Source organism: Chryseobacterium culicis (assembly GCF_900108365.1).
Taxonomy (GTDB): Bacteria; Bacteroidota; Bacteroidia; order Flavobacteriales; family Weeksellaceae; genus Chryseobacterium; species Chryseobacterium culicis.
This window is the reverse complement of record NZ_FNWQ01000007.1, coordinates 132,109-149,303: the sequence shown is the minus strand read 5'-3', so window position 1 is coordinate 149,303 and position 17,195 is coordinate 132,109. Positions and strand designations below refer to the sequence as shown.

General features: G+C 35.6%; 11 protein-coding genes. 8 read left to right on the top strand and 3 right to left on the bottom strand.

Going from position 1 to position 17,195, the window contains the following annotated elements; translation table 11 throughout:
- Nucleotides 1-57: 57 nt before the first annotated feature.
- Nucleotides 58-1,062 (bottom strand): cytochrome d ubiquinol oxidase subunit II, encoded by a 1,005-nt coding sequence (locus BLW74_RS20065; RefSeq protein WP_089695649.1) that lies wholly within the window; start codon nt 1,060-1,062, stop codon nt 58-60.
- On the bottom strand, nt 1,059-2,402 hold the full coding sequence (locus BLW74_RS20060; protein WP_089695646.1) for a cytochrome ubiquinol oxidase subunit I: 1,344 nt from the start codon (nt 2,400-2,402) through the stop codon (nt 1,059-1,061). Before BLW74_RS20060 ends, BLW74_RS20065 begins: the two co-directional genes overlap by 4 nt.
- Nucleotides 2,403-2,636: 234 nt before the next feature.
- On the opposite strand from BLW74_RS20060, the gene gyrB reads away from it, so the two are divergent.
- The 8 genes from gyrB to BLW74_RS20020 all read left to right on the top strand — a co-directional run bounded on the left by gyrB (nt 2,637) and on the right by BLW74_RS20020 (nt 15,772).
- Entirely contained in the window at nt 2,637-4,571 is a 1,935-nt protein-coding gene (gene gyrB / locus BLW74_RS20055) for a DNA topoisomerase (ATP-hydrolyzing) subunit B (protein ID WP_089695643.1), read from the top strand.
- 83 nt (nt 4,572-4,654) lie between these two features.
- The gene (locus BLW74_RS20050; protein WP_089695640.1) at nt 4,655-5,077 is read left to right on the top strand and encodes a DUF5684 domain-containing protein; all 423 of its coding nucleotides are present in this window, start codon (nt 4,655-4,657) and stop codon (nt 5,075-5,077) included.
- A 390-nt stretch (nt 5,078-5,467) separates the two neighbouring features.
- The gene (locus BLW74_RS20045; protein WP_089695637.1) at nt 5,468-7,360 is read left to right on the top strand and encodes a DUF3857 domain-containing protein; all 1,893 of its coding nucleotides are present in this window, start codon (nt 5,468-5,470) and stop codon (nt 7,358-7,360) included.
- Nucleotides 7,361-7,362: 2 nt separating this feature from the next.
- On the top strand, nt 7,363-9,297 hold the full coding sequence (locus BLW74_RS20040) for a transglutaminase domain-containing protein (RefSeq protein ID WP_089695634.1): 1,935 nt from the start codon (nt 7,363-7,365) through the stop codon (nt 9,295-9,297).
- Nucleotides 9,298-10,285: 988 nt separating this feature from the next.
- Nucleotides 10,286-11,767, top strand: coding sequence for a tetratricopeptide repeat protein (locus BLW74_RS20035; protein WP_089695631.1), 1,482 nt, complete (start codon nt 10,286-10,288; stop codon nt 11,765-11,767).
- Between the two features lie 1,183 nt (nt 11,768-12,950).
- Nucleotides 12,951-13,772: a hypothetical protein gene (locus BLW74_RS20030; protein WP_089695628.1), complete on the top strand. Its 822-nt coding sequence runs from the start codon at nt 12,951-12,953 to the stop codon at nt 13,770-13,772.
- A gap of 277 nt (nt 13,773-14,049) precedes the next feature.
- Nucleotides 14,050-14,877: an RsiV family protein gene (locus BLW74_RS20025; protein ID WP_089695624.1), complete on the top strand. Its 828-nt coding sequence runs from the start codon at nt 14,050-14,052 to the stop codon at nt 14,875-14,877.
- Between the two features lie 4 nt (nt 14,878-14,881).
- Nucleotides 14,882-15,772 (top strand): diacylglycerol/lipid kinase family protein, encoded by an 891-nt coding sequence (locus tag BLW74_RS20020; protein WP_227413247.1) that lies wholly within the window; start codon nt 14,882-14,884, stop codon nt 15,770-15,772.
- Nucleotides 15,773-15,871: 99 nt separating this feature from the next.
- Here BLW74_RS20020 and BLW74_RS20015 read toward each other — a convergent pair whose 3' ends face one another.
- Nucleotides 15,872-17,152, bottom strand: a complete 1,281-nt coding sequence (locus tag BLW74_RS20015; RefSeq protein WP_089695621.1) for a dicarboxylate/amino acid:cation symporter — start codon at nt 17,150-17,152, stop codon at nt 15,872-15,874.
- Nucleotides 17,153-17,195: the final 43 nt, after the last annotated feature.

Below are 17,195 nucleotides of genomic sequence, written 5' to 3'. Positions count from 1 at the left end.
GGTACAGAGCTATTCTGTACCTTTTTCATTGTTTTATCTTTATAACATTGCATATTTCTACTTTCTCAACTTACTAAAGGAAGCCATCAAATAGAATAAAAACGGAAGAATAAATAGTGAACCGAGCATTAAAGCCCATCCCAATGCGGCAATTGTTTTTTCAGGAGCCATGTGTTCCAGCAATGAAAGGTGCTGTCCGTTTCCTAATAAAATAATATCCGGATTATGCTGATACGTTGCGGCTACCAGAATCATCACCATCTGAAATCCTGCCAATGCGCGAACGGGAAGCAGCTTTTGACTGTTCAGAGCTCTTAAAATTAGCAATAACGCAACGGTAGCAAAAGCAATCGCCATAATCCCCAGTGGCTTAGAAAACACCCACATCAAAAGAGGAATATCTGAAATATAAGCAGTCGCAAATACCAGAATTCCCGTAATGACAACAAAGATCATGGTCTGCTTAGACTTTCTGATCATTAATAGGAGATCTGCTTTATCACGGGTTTCTCTTAATGAAAAGATGGAAGCAAGATAAGCACAAAGTGAAACTGTAAATAATCCTACGGAAACTCCAAACCAGTTCAGCCAGCTGAACACATACAAATCCAGAAAACCTGCAGCATCAGGATTGATAGAATGTGAAACCGTTGCAGCAGCAATTAACCCTAAAAAGAAAGGAGTCAAAAGACTTGCATAGTAGAAGATCTGGGTATATAAAACCTGCCAGTTATCTTTCACTGCATCATAATGTCTGAAGGTGAATGCTGTTCCCCTTGCAATAATTCCTAGAAGCATCAATACCAAAGGGATATGCAGATAGGTAGACATCGTGGTATAAATATCGGGAAACCCTACAAAAAGAATCACAATCGCAATGATCAGCCACATATGATTGGCTTCCCAAACGGGCGCTATGGATTCATACATGATTTCCTGGGTCTTATTCCTGGCTTTTTTATGCGTGAAAAGCTCTACAATTCCAGCCCCGAAATCAGCTCCTCCCAGAATAATATAAAGGCATATGGATAGCCAGAGAAAACCTATTACAACGTAGATCATGATTTTTTGTTTTTATCGTTAAAGTGTGAGTCGGTAGGATCGTAAAGCTTTGGTACCATTTGGATTTGTCTCTTTAAAAGGAAGACAAGAATCAACGATAATGATATGAAAATAGCCGTAAAGAAGTAGAAAGAATACTGAATTCCCGGCATAGGAGTAACCGCATCTACTGTCCTCATAATTCCGTAAATAATCCATGGCTGTCTTCCGACTTCCGTTACCGTCCACCCAGCTTCCAGCGCAATATACCCGAAAGGTGTTGCAATTAAAAATGTTTTTAGCAGCCAGTGTTTACTCAGCCATTCTTTTCTGAAGAAGAAAGCATATAGATAAATAGTCCCAATACCAATCATTACCACCCCAAAGAAAATCATGATCTGAAAAGCATAATGAACAACCGCAACGGGAGGCCACTCATCTCTAGGGAAATCTTTTAGACCCTTTACTTCAGAATTAAAGTCATTACTCACCAGAAAACTTAAAACTTTTGGAATTTTTACCGCATATTTTACTTCTTCTTTTTGTTCATCAGGAATCCCTCCAATTACAAACGAAGCCCCTTTTTCTGTTTCAAAATGAGCCTCCATCGCTGCCAGCTTAATGGGCTGTCTTTCCGCTACCGATTTTGCCGCAACGTCACCGCTTAAAGGTGCTCCAAATGCTCCGATCAGGGCAAAACCTACCGCAATTCTAAAAGCTTTCGTATGGAATTCAATATTTCTTTTCCGCATGATCATAAAGGCATGTACACCGGCTACAGCAAATCCTGTTGCACAAAATGCGGCCACCGTCATATGGAGTGCCTGCGGAAACCAGGCATCATTGAACATCGCTTTGATAGGATCAATATTAAGATACTGTCCGTTTATATAATCGAAACCGGTAGGCGAGTTCATCCATGAATTGGCGGCTACCACCAGAATTCCGGAAGCCAGTCCGCTCAGTCCTACAAGAAATCCGCAGAACCAGTGAAACCATTTGTTGAATCTTTCCCAGCCGTATAAAAAGAACCCGATCGCAATCGCTTCAATGAAAAAAGCTGTTCCTTCCAAAGAAAAAGGCATTCCGAAAATAGGGCCTGCATGTTTCATAAAACCCGGCCATAAAAGTCCAAGCTCAAAAGAAAGCATGGTTCCTGAAACAGCTCCCGTAGCAAAAAGAATAGCCACCCCTTTGCTCCACGCTTTTGTAAGCCCTTTATATATTTCATTATTCGTTTTAAGGTATTTCCAATGGGCAAAAGCCATCAGAAAAGGCATCACCATACCCACACAGGAGAATATGATATGAAAGCCCAGAGAGAGCGCCATCTGAGCACGTGCTGCTATAAAATCATCCATAATATCAACTTTTCAGTAAATAAATTTACGCATAAATTATTGATGGTAAATATGATTTACAACAGTTTATATTTCACCAATACGTTTTAATTTTGATTCTTTTATCGCCCTGCTGTTCCTTATGTTTTCTCTAAGAAAACTCTACATTTTTTTGACACTTTTTAACTTTCATACCTCGAAAAAAATCACGATATTTGTGAGTCTTTGCATAGAGCAGGATTTTTAATTTTTAATATGAGTCAAAAACAATATACAGCTAGTAGTATTCAGGCATTGGAAGGAATGGAACACGTTCGTATGCGTCCTTCAATGTACATTGGTGATGTAGGAGTCAGAGGACTTCACCACTTGGTTTATGAAGTAGTAGATAACTCTATTGACGAGGCATTGGCAGGATACTGCGATACCATCTTCGTTAGCATCAAGGAAGGGAACGGAATTGAAGTAAGTGATAACGGTAGAGGGATCCCGGTTGATTTCCACGAAAAAGAGCAGAAATCTGCCCTTGAAGTGGTAATGACAAAAATTGGAGCCGGAGGTAAGTTTGATAAAGACTCTTATAAGGTTTCAGGAGGGCTTCACGGAGTTGGAGTTTCGTGTGTGAACGCACTTTCTAATGAAATGGTAACTACCGTTTACAGAGACGGGAATGTGTATCAGCAAATATATTCAAAAGGAAAAGCGCAGACTCAGGTTGAGGAAATAGGTCATAGTGAGAAAAGAGGGACTAAGCAGTTTTTCCAGCCGGATGATACCATCTTTACGGAACTCATTTATAACTATGATACATTAGCCAGCCGTTTAAGAGAGCTTTCTTATCTTAATAAAGGAATTACAATTACACTTACCGACGAAAGAGAAAAACTGGAAGATGGCTCTTTCCGTTCAGAAGTTTTTCATTCTGAAGGCGGTTTAAAAGAATTCGTTGCGTACATTGATGGAAACCGTGAATCTATTATGGAGCACGTAATTTTCATGGAAGGTGAAAGAGATGATATTCCTGTGGAGGTAGCAATGCGTTATAACACGTCATTTAACGAAAATCTTCACTCTTACGTTAATAATATTAATACCCATGAAGGAGGGACCCACCTTGCTGGTTTCAGAAGAGCTTTAACAAGAACTTTAAAGAAATATGCAGATGAATTGGGACTTCCGGCAAAAGAAAAAGTAGAAATTACAGGAGATGATTTCCGTGAAGGATTAACAGCCGTAGTTTCCGTAAAAGTAATGGAGCCTCAGTTTGAAGGACAGACCAAAACCAAACTTGGAAACTCAGAAGTTTCTGGTGCTGTTGATAAGATTGTAGGAGAAATGCTTACGAACTTCCTGGAAGAGAACCCTAATGAAGCTAAGATCATTGTTCAAAAAGTAGTTCTGGCTGCAAAAGCAAGACAAGCTGCGAAAAAAGCCCGTGAAATGGTTCAGAGAAAATCTCCGATGGGAGGTTCTGGTCTTCCTGGGAAATTGTCCGATTGTTCATCAAAAGACCCGGCAGAATCTGAAATTTTCCTGGTAGAGGGAGATTCCGCAGGAGGAACGGCGAAGCAGGGAAGAGACAGACATTTCCAGGCTATCCTTCCTTTAAGAGGTAAGATTTTGAACGTAGAAAAATCTATGCTTCATAAAGTTTATGATAATGAGGAAATCAGAAATATCTACACTGCTCTCGGAGTTTCTGTAGGTACGGAAGAAGACAGCAAAGCACTGAACATGGCTAAGCTTAGATACCACAAGATCGTTATCATGACCGATGCCGATATAGACGGATCTCACATTTCTACACTGATCCTTACGTTCTTCTTCAGATATATGAAGGAACTTATTGAGAACGGATATATTTATATTGCTCAGCCGCCTTTATACCTGTTAAAGAAAGGAAACAAAAAAGTATATGCTTATAACGAGAAAGAGCGTGAAGAGTTTACTTTGGAAATGGCTCCGGACGGAAAAGGAGTAGAAGTACAGCGTTACAAAGGTCTTGGAGAAATGAACCCTGAGCAGCTTTGGGAAACAACGCTTAACCCGGAACACAGAATTCTTAAGCAGGTAACCATTGATAATGCAGTGGAAGCAGACAGTATCTTCTCAATGCTGATGGGAGATGAGGTACCGCCGAGAAGAGAGTTTATTGAGAAAAATGCAAAATATGCAAAAATTGATGCATAAACGTTTTTAAAAAATATAATAAAAAAAGCTTCTGATTATTTAGAAGCTTTTTTTATATTTGGATAAACCAAAAAAACAATAATATGTTAACTCTTTTACAAACAGACCCTTACGACGGGGCGGATGCGGTATCTGGTGCAGCAGCTGCCGGATTAGGAATTGGAACAATGTTCTTCGGCTTACTATGCTATATCTTTTATGGATACTGTATGTACAAAATCTTCCGGAAAGCAGGAAGGCAGGATGCGTGGGCGGCCTTTATCCCAATTTACAATACAATTGTGCTGCTGGAAATTGTGAAAAAACCAATATGGTGGATCATTCTTTTCTTTATCCCATTGGTCAATATCTATGCCTGCTGGGTCGTATATGACAGGCTGGCTAAAGGTTTTTCCAAGGAAACACCTCTCTACACAATTCTTATTCTCCTTTTTGGATTCATCTTTATTCCTGTATTAGGACTTGGAAGTGATCAGTTTGATAGCAAACAGATTCCCAATGATTAAAAAAAATAGAAGACTTCAGAAATGAGGTCTTTTTTTATAGACAATGCTCTAATTGTAGAATTTATTGTACTTCCGGTTATTATTAATTCTACATCATCCGGAAAACAAGAATGATAATTTATTTTAAATTTGAAATGCAGACATTATGAAATTTATCCATTATGTAACAGAATATATACTTCCTTCTCCCAATATAGAATGAGTATAAATATTCTGTCTGTAACTTTTCAGAATACGATGATGAAAAGTTGATAATGTGTTCATTTTCTTATAAGTACATTTAAAATAGTACTTTTTTAAGTATTAGGTTAAGGCTTCACCATGTGAAGCCTTTTATATTTTTTTTAACAGTTATTAAGATTTTCTTATTTTTGCGTAATTTTAATAACTATGATGAAAATACTAGTTCTTGGGGCTTTTTCCGTTGCCTCGTTATATTTTGCACAAAGCTATCCTGCTTCGGCAATTCCTGAAAATTTAAAGAAAAATGCTAACGTAGTTATACGTAAAGATCTTACTACGGTTCAGATCAATAAAATTGATGAAATAAAATACCAATGCAATACTGTTACCACCGTTTTCAATAAAGATGGTAATGAGCAGGCAGTTGCTTATATTCCTTATGATAAGGCAAGACGTATTTCAAACATCAAAGTGACCATCTATGATGAAGCCGGAAAAAAAATTAAAAGTGTTTCGAAGTCTGATTTTCAGGATATAGCCAATAACTCTCAGGGAGTTTTTTATTCGGATAACAGAATGCTGATCTATTCTTATACACCCGCTCAGTATCCGTATACTGTTGATTTTTCCTACGAAACAAACGATGAAAATACGGTTTTCATACCAGATTTTGTGCCTTTTACTTCTGTAAAAACATCATTGGAAGAAGCACAGTTTAAAATTATCAATAACTCAGGAATTGAGCTTAGAACTAAGATTTACCCTTCAAAATACAATTATGCATCCGTAATAGAAAGCGGTACTCCAAATGATAAGACTTATTCTTATAAAAATGTACCTGCTATTGACGATGCTTTTATGATACCGCAGCCCGTAAAAATCTTGCCTTCAGTCAACTTTGCTCTGGCAAAATTCAGTCTGGCAGGGAAGCAGGGAACTTTAAATAACTGGAAAGATTTCGGAACATGGATTTATAACGACCTTTTGACGCCCGTTTCAGGATCTACACCTGCCATTAAAGCTGAAGTAGCCTCGTTACAACTGCAGGGTTCTGTAGAGGATAAAGTAAAGAAAATTTATCAGTACATGCAGAACAAAAGCCGTTATATTGCAGTATCATTAGGAATAGGCGGCTGGCAGCCCATGTTGCCGGATGAGGTTCAGAAAAAAGGATATGGAGACTGTAAAGGACTTACCAATTATATGAGAATTCTTTTGACCGAGGCAGGAATTCCATCCACTTACTGTATCATTAATTCTGGACGCTCACAGGTATCATTTGATCCTGAATTCCCTTCTATGGGTGGAAATCACGTTATCCTGATGGTTCCTACTGAAAAAGGAAATATCTGGCTTGAAAATACCTCTCAGCAAATAGCTTTTAACCATTTAGGTTATACTACAACTGATAGAAATGTGCTGGCTGTAACTCAAAAAGGTATTGAGCTTATCAATACACCTGCCTATAAAGCTGAACAGAATAAAGAAAAGCAAGTCCTTAGGGTTAATCTAAACGAAGATAACAGCATTACAGGAACAGGAAATTTTGCTTATACCGGAAATCAATATGATTATAATCTGAGATTTGCCAATCTTAATCCTAAGGAAAAAAATGATGCAGTGAAAGCAACATTTGATATTTTGAACTTTGAAAAAGTTGAAATGAAAAACTATAATAATGACAGAGACAATGCCATTATTACCTATGATCTGGATTTTAAAACCAATAATTTTTCTAAAAACGCAGGAAACAGTCTTCTCTTCAGGTCTGTTCCTATTTTTTCTGATGTTATTTATAAAACAGACGAGAGCCGTGAGCTTCCCTTCGAAGTTAATCTGTCTTTTGAAGATGAATATGAAATTGCCTACATTCTTCCGAAAGGGTACAAGATTGACGAAATGCCAGATAACTCAAACATCACTTCAGAGTTTGGCTCTTATAAACTAAGCTTCGTTAAAGGTGAGGATCAGATAAAAGTGATCAGAAAAATGCAGATCAATAAAGGATTATATCCAAAAGAAAAATACAATGACTATATAAGCTTCAGGAAGAAAATTCTGAACATGGACAATTCAAAAATCTTAATAACTAAAATATAACGATGAAAAAAATAATAGTATTGATGCTTTGCTCTGCCAATGCAATCATGCTGAACGCACAGAAAAAATACGAATTCCTGAGTCCTCCGAAATTTAATGAGGCGGACCTGTCTAAAGTAAAATCATTGCTCGATGAAAATGCTCCTGCAGAGATTCTGTACAAATCCGCTTATTTTATGGTAGATGCCTATACAGGAAATCTTCACAAAAAATATTTTTACAGAGTTAAAATTTATGATAAAGATAAAGCTGAAGATTGGCTGAATCTTGAAATTCCCATTTATAATGTCGGAACCAATAGAGAAACATTAGGTAAATTCAAAGCATTCACATATAATCTGGAAAACGGAAATGTAGTTCCGGTAAAAGTGGAAAAAAGTTCTCAATATAAAAGTAAAGAGAATAAATACGTCAGTCTTACAAAATTTGCTTTTCCGAATGTGAAAAACGGATCTGTCCTGGAATATCAGTACGAAATTATATCTCCGTTTCTTTTCACGATTCCGGAAGTACTGATAGAATCAGATACCCCTTCACTCAATACAGAATATGTCTTGGATGCTCCGCTTAATATCGCTTATAATGTGAATTATACAGGCGAAATGGCTCCAAAATACAGAGAAATTGAAGAAAGAAATCTTTATGGCTCACAATATAAAACTTACAGGTTTGGCTATGAAAATATAAAAGGCTTTAAAGCTGAAAAATTTGTGAGAAATGACAGGAATTTCCGTACAAAAATCAGTGCTGAGCTTAATTCAACCAATTTCAGAGAGCTTAAGCTGTATTCATCGTCCTGGGAACAGATTGGTAAGAGGCTCTATCAGGATGAGGATTTTGGAGAGCAACTGAAAAAAACAAAACTTGCCAAAGAAAATATGCCGGCTGAAATTGCGGGTATGAAAAGTGATCTGGAAAAAGCAAATGCTATTTTTTCTTATGTTCAGAAAACTTTTACCTGGAATAAAGATAAGGGCGTTAGAACGGAAGAAGGCTTTAAAAAACTGGTTGAAACTAAAATCGGAAACGCAGCAGAAATTAACCTTTTCTTGGTAATGATGCTTCGTGAAGCAGGCCTTAAAGCAGACCCATTGGTTATTTCTACAGTGGAAAACGGCGTTATAAATATGGTTTCCCCTAATATTTCCAATATGAATTTTGTATTGGCAGCTGTCAATCTTAACGATCAGATTCATATTTATGATGCAACATCTAAACAATCTTCGCTGGACGAAATTCCTCTCAGAAACTGGAATCAGTTTGGAATTTTGGTGACTAAAGAAAAGACGCTGCAGATTCAGATGGCCAATACAAAGTCAAGCAATACTTTCCTTACAGCCAATGCTAAGATCAATGATGACGGAACCATCTCCGGAACTTATTCAGACAGAGACACTGGTGCTTATGCAATGTACGTGAAAGATAGTTATGATGATAATGCCGAAAAGTACAAAAAACAGTATAAGGAAAATTTTTCAATGGATTTTACGGATATTAATTCAAAAGTGCTGGAAAATGGAGATTTTGAGAGCAGTATGAAATTCTCTTCATCCAACCTTATTGATAGAGTAGGAAAGAAGATGATCATTAATCCGATGTTGTTTTTAAGTAAGAATTCTAATGAATTTGACCAGACCGAAGCTCGAAGGTATCCCATTGATTTTGGCTCGCCTACCACTAAAGTCAAAAAGGTAACTCTCGAAATTCCTGAAGGTTATGTGATCGAGGAAATGCCCAAAGAAAAAAAGATCGTTACAGAAGATAAAGAAATCTCATATACTTATTATATAGTACAAAAAGGAAATCAACTGGAAGTTACGACAACAACAAAGATCAGCAGTGCAGATTATCCTAAAGAATACTATCCTGCATTTAAACAGATCTGGGGAGTCGCTTCAAAATTCGAGAATCAGGTAATCAGCCTGATCCGAAAATAACAATAAAAACCGAATTGCTTCAATTCGGTTTTTATTTTTTATTTTTTTTTGGTTTTTTTTTGTTGCTTAATTTACTGATTATTAGATTTTTAAATTGTATGTTGTAAATTTGTTGTAGGATTTTTTTTGGGTTTGTCACGATGTTTGTATTCTCTTTGCCACAAATTAAAACGCACATAATGAAAAAAGAAAGTAAAACATCTGTACTATTAATTAGTACATCTATCGCCATTTCCCGTACAGGGCCCTTGCAGTCTGCAGTAAGTTGTTAGTATGAGACAGGTAATAATAATGCAGATAACCGGCTTAAAAATTATTCTTCCTGCCTGTTGTAGCAATAATGAAAATTTAGCAAAATCATCTCCTTTCAATTAGTTTTGAGGAGCATTTTGTGCTTATTTACAATTGCGCGGGTTGCTATATGAACATAATGAGCAAGGCCATCTAAATTATTATTCAGCATCTTATTAAGTAATCTTTTTAAAGTTGACAATACTAAAAATTGTAAACTGTTTTTGCCGGTTCCCCTCATCGGCATAAAAAATATAAAAAGAAATTGCTTAAAGGATGTGGATTTGTATTTCCAATAAGTTTTATGGAAGGATTCGTTGTATGCAATCGTGCATTATATAGAACTTCCACAGCCGAAATAAGCATAAACCTCCGATGGGAGATGTTGGGATCAACCTGACAAATCTGTTTTAGGTTCATTGCTTTTTAGCCTATTATATCATTAATAGAATCGAATTATCCCGGAATATGTTTCGGGCAGTATACCTCTTGAACCTTCAATGTGGAATTTGATTTAATAATAGGGATTAACATGTGATCATTTTAATTAAATTTACATAATGCACGAAAAATATTTTGTAACTTTTCGTGTTTATGGTTTTATTTTTTTCAAAGTGATTTATTATATGATAATATCATGTTTTTTATCAAGATATGATATGTTTAAACTTGAAATTACCTAATTTTTTATTTGAAAATGATGAAAAAAATTATATTTATTATTGTTTTTTTTGTAATTAATTTTTCGGTTTTTAAAGCACAAAAGTATAATACAAAACAAATTGACAGCTTAATTGCTTATGCTGAAGATTTTTCACGGAAAATGCCCAACAAGGCAGTAAAATTGAACGAACAAAATTATAAAATAGCACAAAAAGCTAATTACACCGAAGGAATAATAAAATGTCTGAATTTACTCTCCTCCTGCAACATCAATTTAGGTAATTATGAAATGGCATTTGTGTATGCGAAACAAACTCAGGAAGAAGCATTGCAAATTAATGATTATAAAAATGTATGCAATGGCCTGATTAATTCTGCGAGAATTAATTCCGCACTAGGTCTTGAAAACGAAGCACAGGAAATTATGAACAAGGCATTTTCTGTTATAGACAAAATTCAGGATAAGGATGACTTTCATGAAATCAGTGGTTCTTTTTATACAGCTGAATTTGATATGATGGCATATAGTACTAATGGTATTACTTCACTTTCTAAATTCTTTGAATTCGCTAAAAGTTCAATATCTGAGTATTCAAAAATCAAGAAAACCGAAACACGGAATAAATTTTGGGCTATTGCCAATTCAAATTTAGGATATGCGTATGCAGAAAGAAAAATGTATGATTCTGCATTTTATTATGCAAATAATGCTTTGTCCTTTGCTGAAAATGATAAGAGTACCTATAATATTTGTGTTGCCCTGAACATTCTTGCCTATATTTCAAAAAAACAGAATAAATATCAACAGGCAATCAGCTACGTAGAAAGACTGATCCCGCTTGCCAAGCAGGCCAATGAGCCTAATCTTCTGGCTTTTTCTTATACTACGGTTCTCACATCATATGAAAAGCTGGGAAATAAAGAGAAGCAGCTTGAGTATCTTACCAGTTATGCCAGGCTAAATGATAGTCTGAATAAAATCCTTACTTTAAGAAAAGATTTGTCCATTCAAAAGATTGTAAAAGAAAAAGAAGAGGAGTTTATTGATGAAAAGGAAGATCTTTATCTTCTCATCACGGTCATTTGTCTGTTTTCAGCGTTGGCTTACTACTTTGGATATAATGTTTTCGTCAATTATAAACTGGAGAAAAAAGAAAAGCAGCAAAAAGAAAATATAATTAAGGAAAAGGAATCTCAGCTCACAGAACTCAAGCAGAAGATAAATGTAAATTTTGATGAGTTACTGGAGCTTGCTAAAAAAGATGACTCTTCTTTTCTAACAAGATTCAGTGAAGCGTATCCTGATTTTATTTTAAAACTCAACGGTTTGCATACCAGTCTTACCTCGGGGCAATTAAAATTCTGCGCTTTTTTAAAGCTTAATTTTTCCACCAAAGAAATTGCCCATTACAGTAATATCTCCATCAGAAGTGTTGAAATTAAAAAAGGACGCCTCCGTAAACAATTGAATATTCCTTCATCTGAAGATCTTAATAAGTGGATGATGAATTTATAAGTGTTTAAATTGCTGATTTACAAACTATTGAATTAGCTGTTGTATTTGTGTTGTAAATTTGTTGTAATATTTTTTTTGGAAATGGATGTTTTTTTTGATCACTTTGCAGTGAAATTATTACACAGACACAGAGAATGAAAAATGAAAAGAATTCTTCCGGATTGTTAAATGGTCATGTATTCTATTACCATCTTCTCAAGTTGGGATTAGAATAGCTAAATTTCAATGACTCTGAATTGGATCTAGACAACTGCGTCCAGCTATACTACAGTAAATTTTACATTCTGTACATTTAGTTTGCTCTGTTACTGATTTTTTATAAGAACCGAAAAGTGTATTTAAAGTTTCTCCTCTCTATTATTGCTCCTGCAATATCGGAGCTATAAAAAAGAGGAGGTTTTTAATTAAATTTTTATAAGTGTATTTAAAGTTTCTCCTCTCTATTATTGCTCCTGCAATATCGGAGTTGTAAAAAAGAGGAGGTTTTTAATGAAATTTTTATAAGTGTATTTAAAGTTTCTCCTCTCTATTATTGCTCCTGCAATATCGGAGCTATAAAAAAGAGGAGGTTTTTAATTAAATTTTTATAAGTGTATTTAAAGTTTCTCCTCTCTATTATTGCTCCTGCAATATCGGAGCTATAAAAAAGAGGAGGTTTTTAATTAAATTTTTATAAGTGTATTTAAAGTTCCTCCTCTCTATTATTGCTCCTGCAATATCGGAGTTGTAAAAAAAGAGGAGGTTTTAATGAATTTTGTAAGTGTATTTAAAGTTTCTCCTCTCTAGTTTATTGCTCCTGCGATATCGGAGTTATGAAAAAGGGGAAAGTTTTGATTATTATAGTTGTGTTTAAAGTTTTCTCCTCTTTATTATTGTTCCACTAATATGGAGTATATAAAAAAGAGGAGATTTTTTATTAGAAGTTACGGTTATTAATCCTGCTGATATGCTCCTGAAAAATAGACATGATGTAGCATTGCTGCAAACTATTTATAATGTAAAGTAAAATAAGATAATGAGCTATAAACACCTCTTGATTTTATAATAGATGAGTTTAAATGATTGATAATCATTTCTTTGTGTTTTTGATGTATTTTTGTTGTAAAATTGTTGTAGCGCTTTTTTTGGGAATGAGATTAATTTAATGTCACTTTGCTGAAGTAAAATTTTTTATAACACAAATATGAAAAAAACATTTAGTACACTTGTCTTAGTGGCAAGCGCTATTTTGGTTAATGCTCAGGTTGGTGTAAATACGCAAACCCCGGCAGCTACATTAGACGTAGTGGGAAAACCCTCAGTCGCTTCAACATTAGATGGAATCATTCCGCCGAGACTTACCGGATCAGAGTTGAGAGCTAAAACGTATTCAGCTGCTCAGACCGGAAGTTTAGTATATGTTACAGCACCAGATACAGCACCGGCAGGACAGACTGTTAACGTAACATCAAAAGGACTTTTCTCTTTTGACGGGACTGTTTGGACAGCTGTTAGTACTGCATCTCCTACAGCTCCTGTGGGAACAGGTACCGTCATTTACGTAAACGGGCAGCAACAAATTGCCCAGGAAGTTTCGGTAAGAATGAATGCTGACTGGACCGCTCCGGCCGGTACCAATTCAAGTATCGGAAATATACAGACAGAAATGATTGATAATTTCAACACTTTTACAGGAACATCTTCCGGAAACAGTTTCAGTGTCAATGTTGATGGGACTTATCTGGCCATCATGAACTTTTCTTTACAGGCAAATCCTTCTGCTGTCAATGGAAACTGCACGTACGGAATTTGGAATGTTACCGATGGGGTATGGGTAGCAGAAAATGTTGAAACCAACATCATGAATGCCGGAGCATTAAAAAATATGGCATTTAGCGTAGCAATGGATCTTCAGGCAGGGAAAACATATTCGTTTTATATCAACCAATCAGCCACTTCTGTTTTGGTAAGAGGACAGATAGCTGGTGTTCCATCTACTTTTTTCTCTATTAAACGATTAAAATAAAGTAAAGCAAATACAGCCATACATTGTGAAGTAATTTATATTGGTGGCTGTACTTGATTCAAGCTGGAAATAATAAACAAATTATATCTCCTGTTTCAGTAAAATCCCGGACTATAACTTTGGTACTGGCAGAGATTAAAATAATAATGACCAGGTCATTAGTTTTCATTCTTTAAATGTTTTAATAATAGGAAGATTTTCATTATTAAAAATGTATTTTTTGTCTAAACCATTCATCTTTTGAATGGTTTTTGTATTTAGTATAAAAAATAAACTTATGAAAAATACAATTGCTCTACTTGCATTATCTTCTTTCTTAGCAGTGACTGCCTGTAAAAAAGATAAAACAACAGTATCAGTATCTGAAAAAACAGAAGCCCAGGCACCTGAAAAACTGATAGTAGATTCTGTAAAAGTTAATGATTCGGTAAAAGTAACAGATTCATTAAAACTTTCGTTTACGTCTAAACTATTAGTCTTTCCTACTTTAAAAGATAAAGAGCTATTAGACAGTATTTATTTTCAAAATGAAAAAATTAAAGATTTTTCCAAAGCAGGTCTTCAGGCTTATCTGGATAATGAAAAGAACACGTATTTTAATTCTGTAAAAAATGATAATAAAGATTGGATTTCAGATGTCACTTATGCTCAGAACTGGTATTCAAGCTCACATATGAATCTTATTTCTAATACCAACGGATATATGCATATACAATATACCGGAAGCGGGTATGAAGGCGGAGCACATGATAATTATGGTTTTTCCGAACGCGTATTTGATCTTAAAAACAGCAAAAAAGTAGAATTGAAAGATATCACCTCCATGCCTAAAAGTAAGATTGAATCTATTCTGATGAAGAATATTGATAAAATTAACAGCGGAACAATGGACGGTGATGGAGAAGTTAAAAACTCTGAAATGCTTTTGGTGGATAAAATTCCGGCATCCGATAACTTTTATTTTGATGATAAAAATCTGTATTTTCATTACAGTCCATACGAAATTGCAGCTTTTGCAGCGGGAGATATTACAATTCCGGTTTCGTGGGAGGATCTTAAAGGGACTTTAACCGCAGAATTTAAAGAAAGAATGAAAATTAAGTAAATTAATGCTTCCAGTTCAGGAAGCATTTTCTATTTTTGCGTTGATGAAAAAAGCAGCATTTATTATCAATCCGTTTTCAGCTAAAAAAAATTATCAGCCGTTTTTAAACGAGCTTAAAACTAAAGTTGAAAATCCTTTGTATTACGTTTCTGAATCTATTTTGGGAACGGATGATTTCATTAAAGATCATTTTGATGAAGTAGATATTTTTGTTGCCATAGGAGGCGATGGAACTATTTCTACCGTGGCAAAAAATCTCATTAATACAAATAAAATTCTGGCTATTTTTCCGGCCGGATCAGGAAATGGCTTTTCTAATGAAACCCAATTCAGCAAAAATCTGGATGAACTTTTAGAAAAAATAAAGGTTAAGAATTCCAGAAAGATTGATACGTTCACGGTAAATGACAGACTTTCAATTAATGTTTCAGGAACAGGATTTGATGGAAAAGTGGTCAAGGAATTTGAAAAGACGAGCCGCGGATTCAAAAACTACATTAAAGTTTCTCTCAAAACCTTTTTCAATTATAAGCCAATCAAGGTGAAGTTTTTTGATGAAGAATATCAGCAGTACAATGGCCGTTATCTGATGATGAATATTGCCAATACCCGTCAGTTTGGCAACAACGCTTATATTGCTCCTAAAGCAAGTAAAAGTGACGGGCTGGTAGATATGGTTTTGGTGAAAAAATTCCCGCTTACCTATTCTGCACTTTTTGCTTTCAGAATGTTCACCAAAAGGCTGAAAGACGATGAATACGTAACATACCTTCCGGTTTCTGAAATATCATTTAAAGTAAATACTAAAAACTGGCATCTCGATGGGGAATTCAATAAGATCAAGTCACCTATTCATATAAAAGTACAGCCAGCAAGTTTGAATATTTTGGTGTAAGGTTTCCGGGCTGCGAGTTTATTTTGTTGCGGGTTGGTTTTTGTTTCTGATAACCCATAACGCTAAACCCTAAAACAGCCCCATTCTCAAACTGCCTATCTACACTTCCAACTTTTTTTCAACATCAGCAGGGTGGTTCAGGCAGTATTGAAGCTGTTCTTTGTCAAGCTGTTTTTCCCAGTTGGCCACTACTACAGTTGCTACAGAATTCCCAATAACATTGGTTAACGCTCTGCATTCACTCATGAATTTATCAATGCCAAGAATTAAAGTCATTCCCGCAATCGGAATTTCAGGAACAACGGCAAGTGTTGCAGCCAGTGTTACAAATCCGGCACCTGTAACTCCAGCAGCGCCTTTTGAACTTAACATAGCCACCAAAAGAAGCATGAGTTGCTTTTCAATAGGAAGATGGATGTTTAATGCCTGCGCGATAAAGAGCGAGGCAAGCGTCATATAAATATTCGTGCCGTCAAGATTGAAAGAATATCCTGTAGGAACAACAAGGCCTACAATGGCTCGTGAGCAGCCTGCTTTTTCCAGTTTTTCCATGATTCCCGGAAGAGCAGATTCTGATGAGCTGGTCCCCAAAACGAGCAGAAGTTCTTCTTTAAGATAGAGCAGCAGTTTAAAAATATTAAATCCATTGTACCATGCTACGGCTCCCAATACCAGAATTACAAAAAGAATAGAGGTAATATAGAATGTTGCTACCAGAAATATAAGATTCAGGACAGAATGAAGTCCATATTTTCCGATGGTGAACGCCATAGCTCCGAAAGCTCCGATTGGGGCCAGCTTCATTAGCATATGAACAATTTTGAATACCGGAGTTGAAAGATCCTGCAGAAAATCTGTGACTTTCTGGCTTTTTTCCTTAGTTAAAACCAAAGCGACTCCCATTAAAATAGCCACCAAAAGAACCTGAAGAATATTTTCACCCACCAGAGGACTGAATAAAGTCTCCGGAATGATGTTCATAATGAAACCTGTAAGCGTTGACTCATGAGCTTTTGCCTGGTATTGTGAAACATCACCTGAAAGAGTAGAAGGATCAATGTTCAATCCATGACCCGGCTGTAAGATATTTCCCACAATTAATCCGATAATTAAAGCAAGTGTGGAAAAGGTAAAAAAATAGATCATTGCTTTAATGGCAATTCTTCCTACTTTTTTCAGATCGGTCATGTGAGCGATTCCTAAAGTAAGGGTAATAAAAATGACCGGAGCGATAATCATTTTGACCAGTTTGATGAATCCGTCTCCCAAAGGTTTCATCTTTTCGCCCAATTCAGGATAAAATTTTCCAAGAAGAATACCGGCAACAATGGCTATAATCACCTGGAAATAAAGCTGGTTGTATATTTTTTTTGCTTTCAAAGAACAGTCGTTTTGTTTTTTTAAGGCCGAAAATTAAGAAAAT

Bases quoted from the DNA above. Each gene is read 5' to 3' on its own strand.
- BLW74_RS20035 (WP_089695631.1), top strand. From the start codon at position 10,286: ATGATGAAAAAAATTATATTTATTATTGTTTTTTTTGTAATTAATTTT.
- BLW74_RS20040 (WP_089695634.1), top strand. From the start codon at position 7,363: ATGAAAAAAATAATAGTATTGATGCTTTGCTCTGCCAATGCAATCATG.
- BLW74_RS20025 (WP_089695624.1), top strand. From the start codon at position 14,050: ATGAAAAATACAATTGCTCTACTTGCATTATCTTCTTTCTTAGCAGTG.
- BLW74_RS20065 (WP_089695649.1), bottom strand. From the start codon at position 1,062: ATGATCTACGTTGTAATAGGTTTTCTCTGGCTATCCATATGCCTTTAT.
- BLW74_RS20045 (WP_089695637.1), top strand. From the start codon at position 5,468: ATGATGAAAATACTAGTTCTTGGGGCTTTTTCCGTTGCCTCGTTATAT.
- BLW74_RS20020 (WP_227413247.1), top strand. From the start codon at position 14,882: ATGCTTCCAGTTCAGGAAGCATTTTCTATTTTTGCGTTGATGAAAAAA.
- BLW74_RS20060 (WP_089695646.1), bottom strand. From the start codon at position 2,402: ATGGATGATTTTATAGCAGCACGTGCTCAGATGGCGCTCTCTCTGGGC.
- BLW74_RS20050 (WP_089695640.1), top strand. From the start codon at position 4,655: ATGTTAACTCTTTTACAAACAGACCCTTACGACGGGGCGGATGCGGTA.
- gyrB (WP_089695643.1), top strand. From the start codon at position 2,637: ATGAGTCAAAAACAATATACAGCTAGTAGTATTCAGGCATTGGAAGGA.
- BLW74_RS20030 (WP_089695628.1), top strand. From the start codon at position 12,951: ATGAAAAAAACATTTAGTACACTTGTCTTAGTGGCAAGCGCTATTTTG.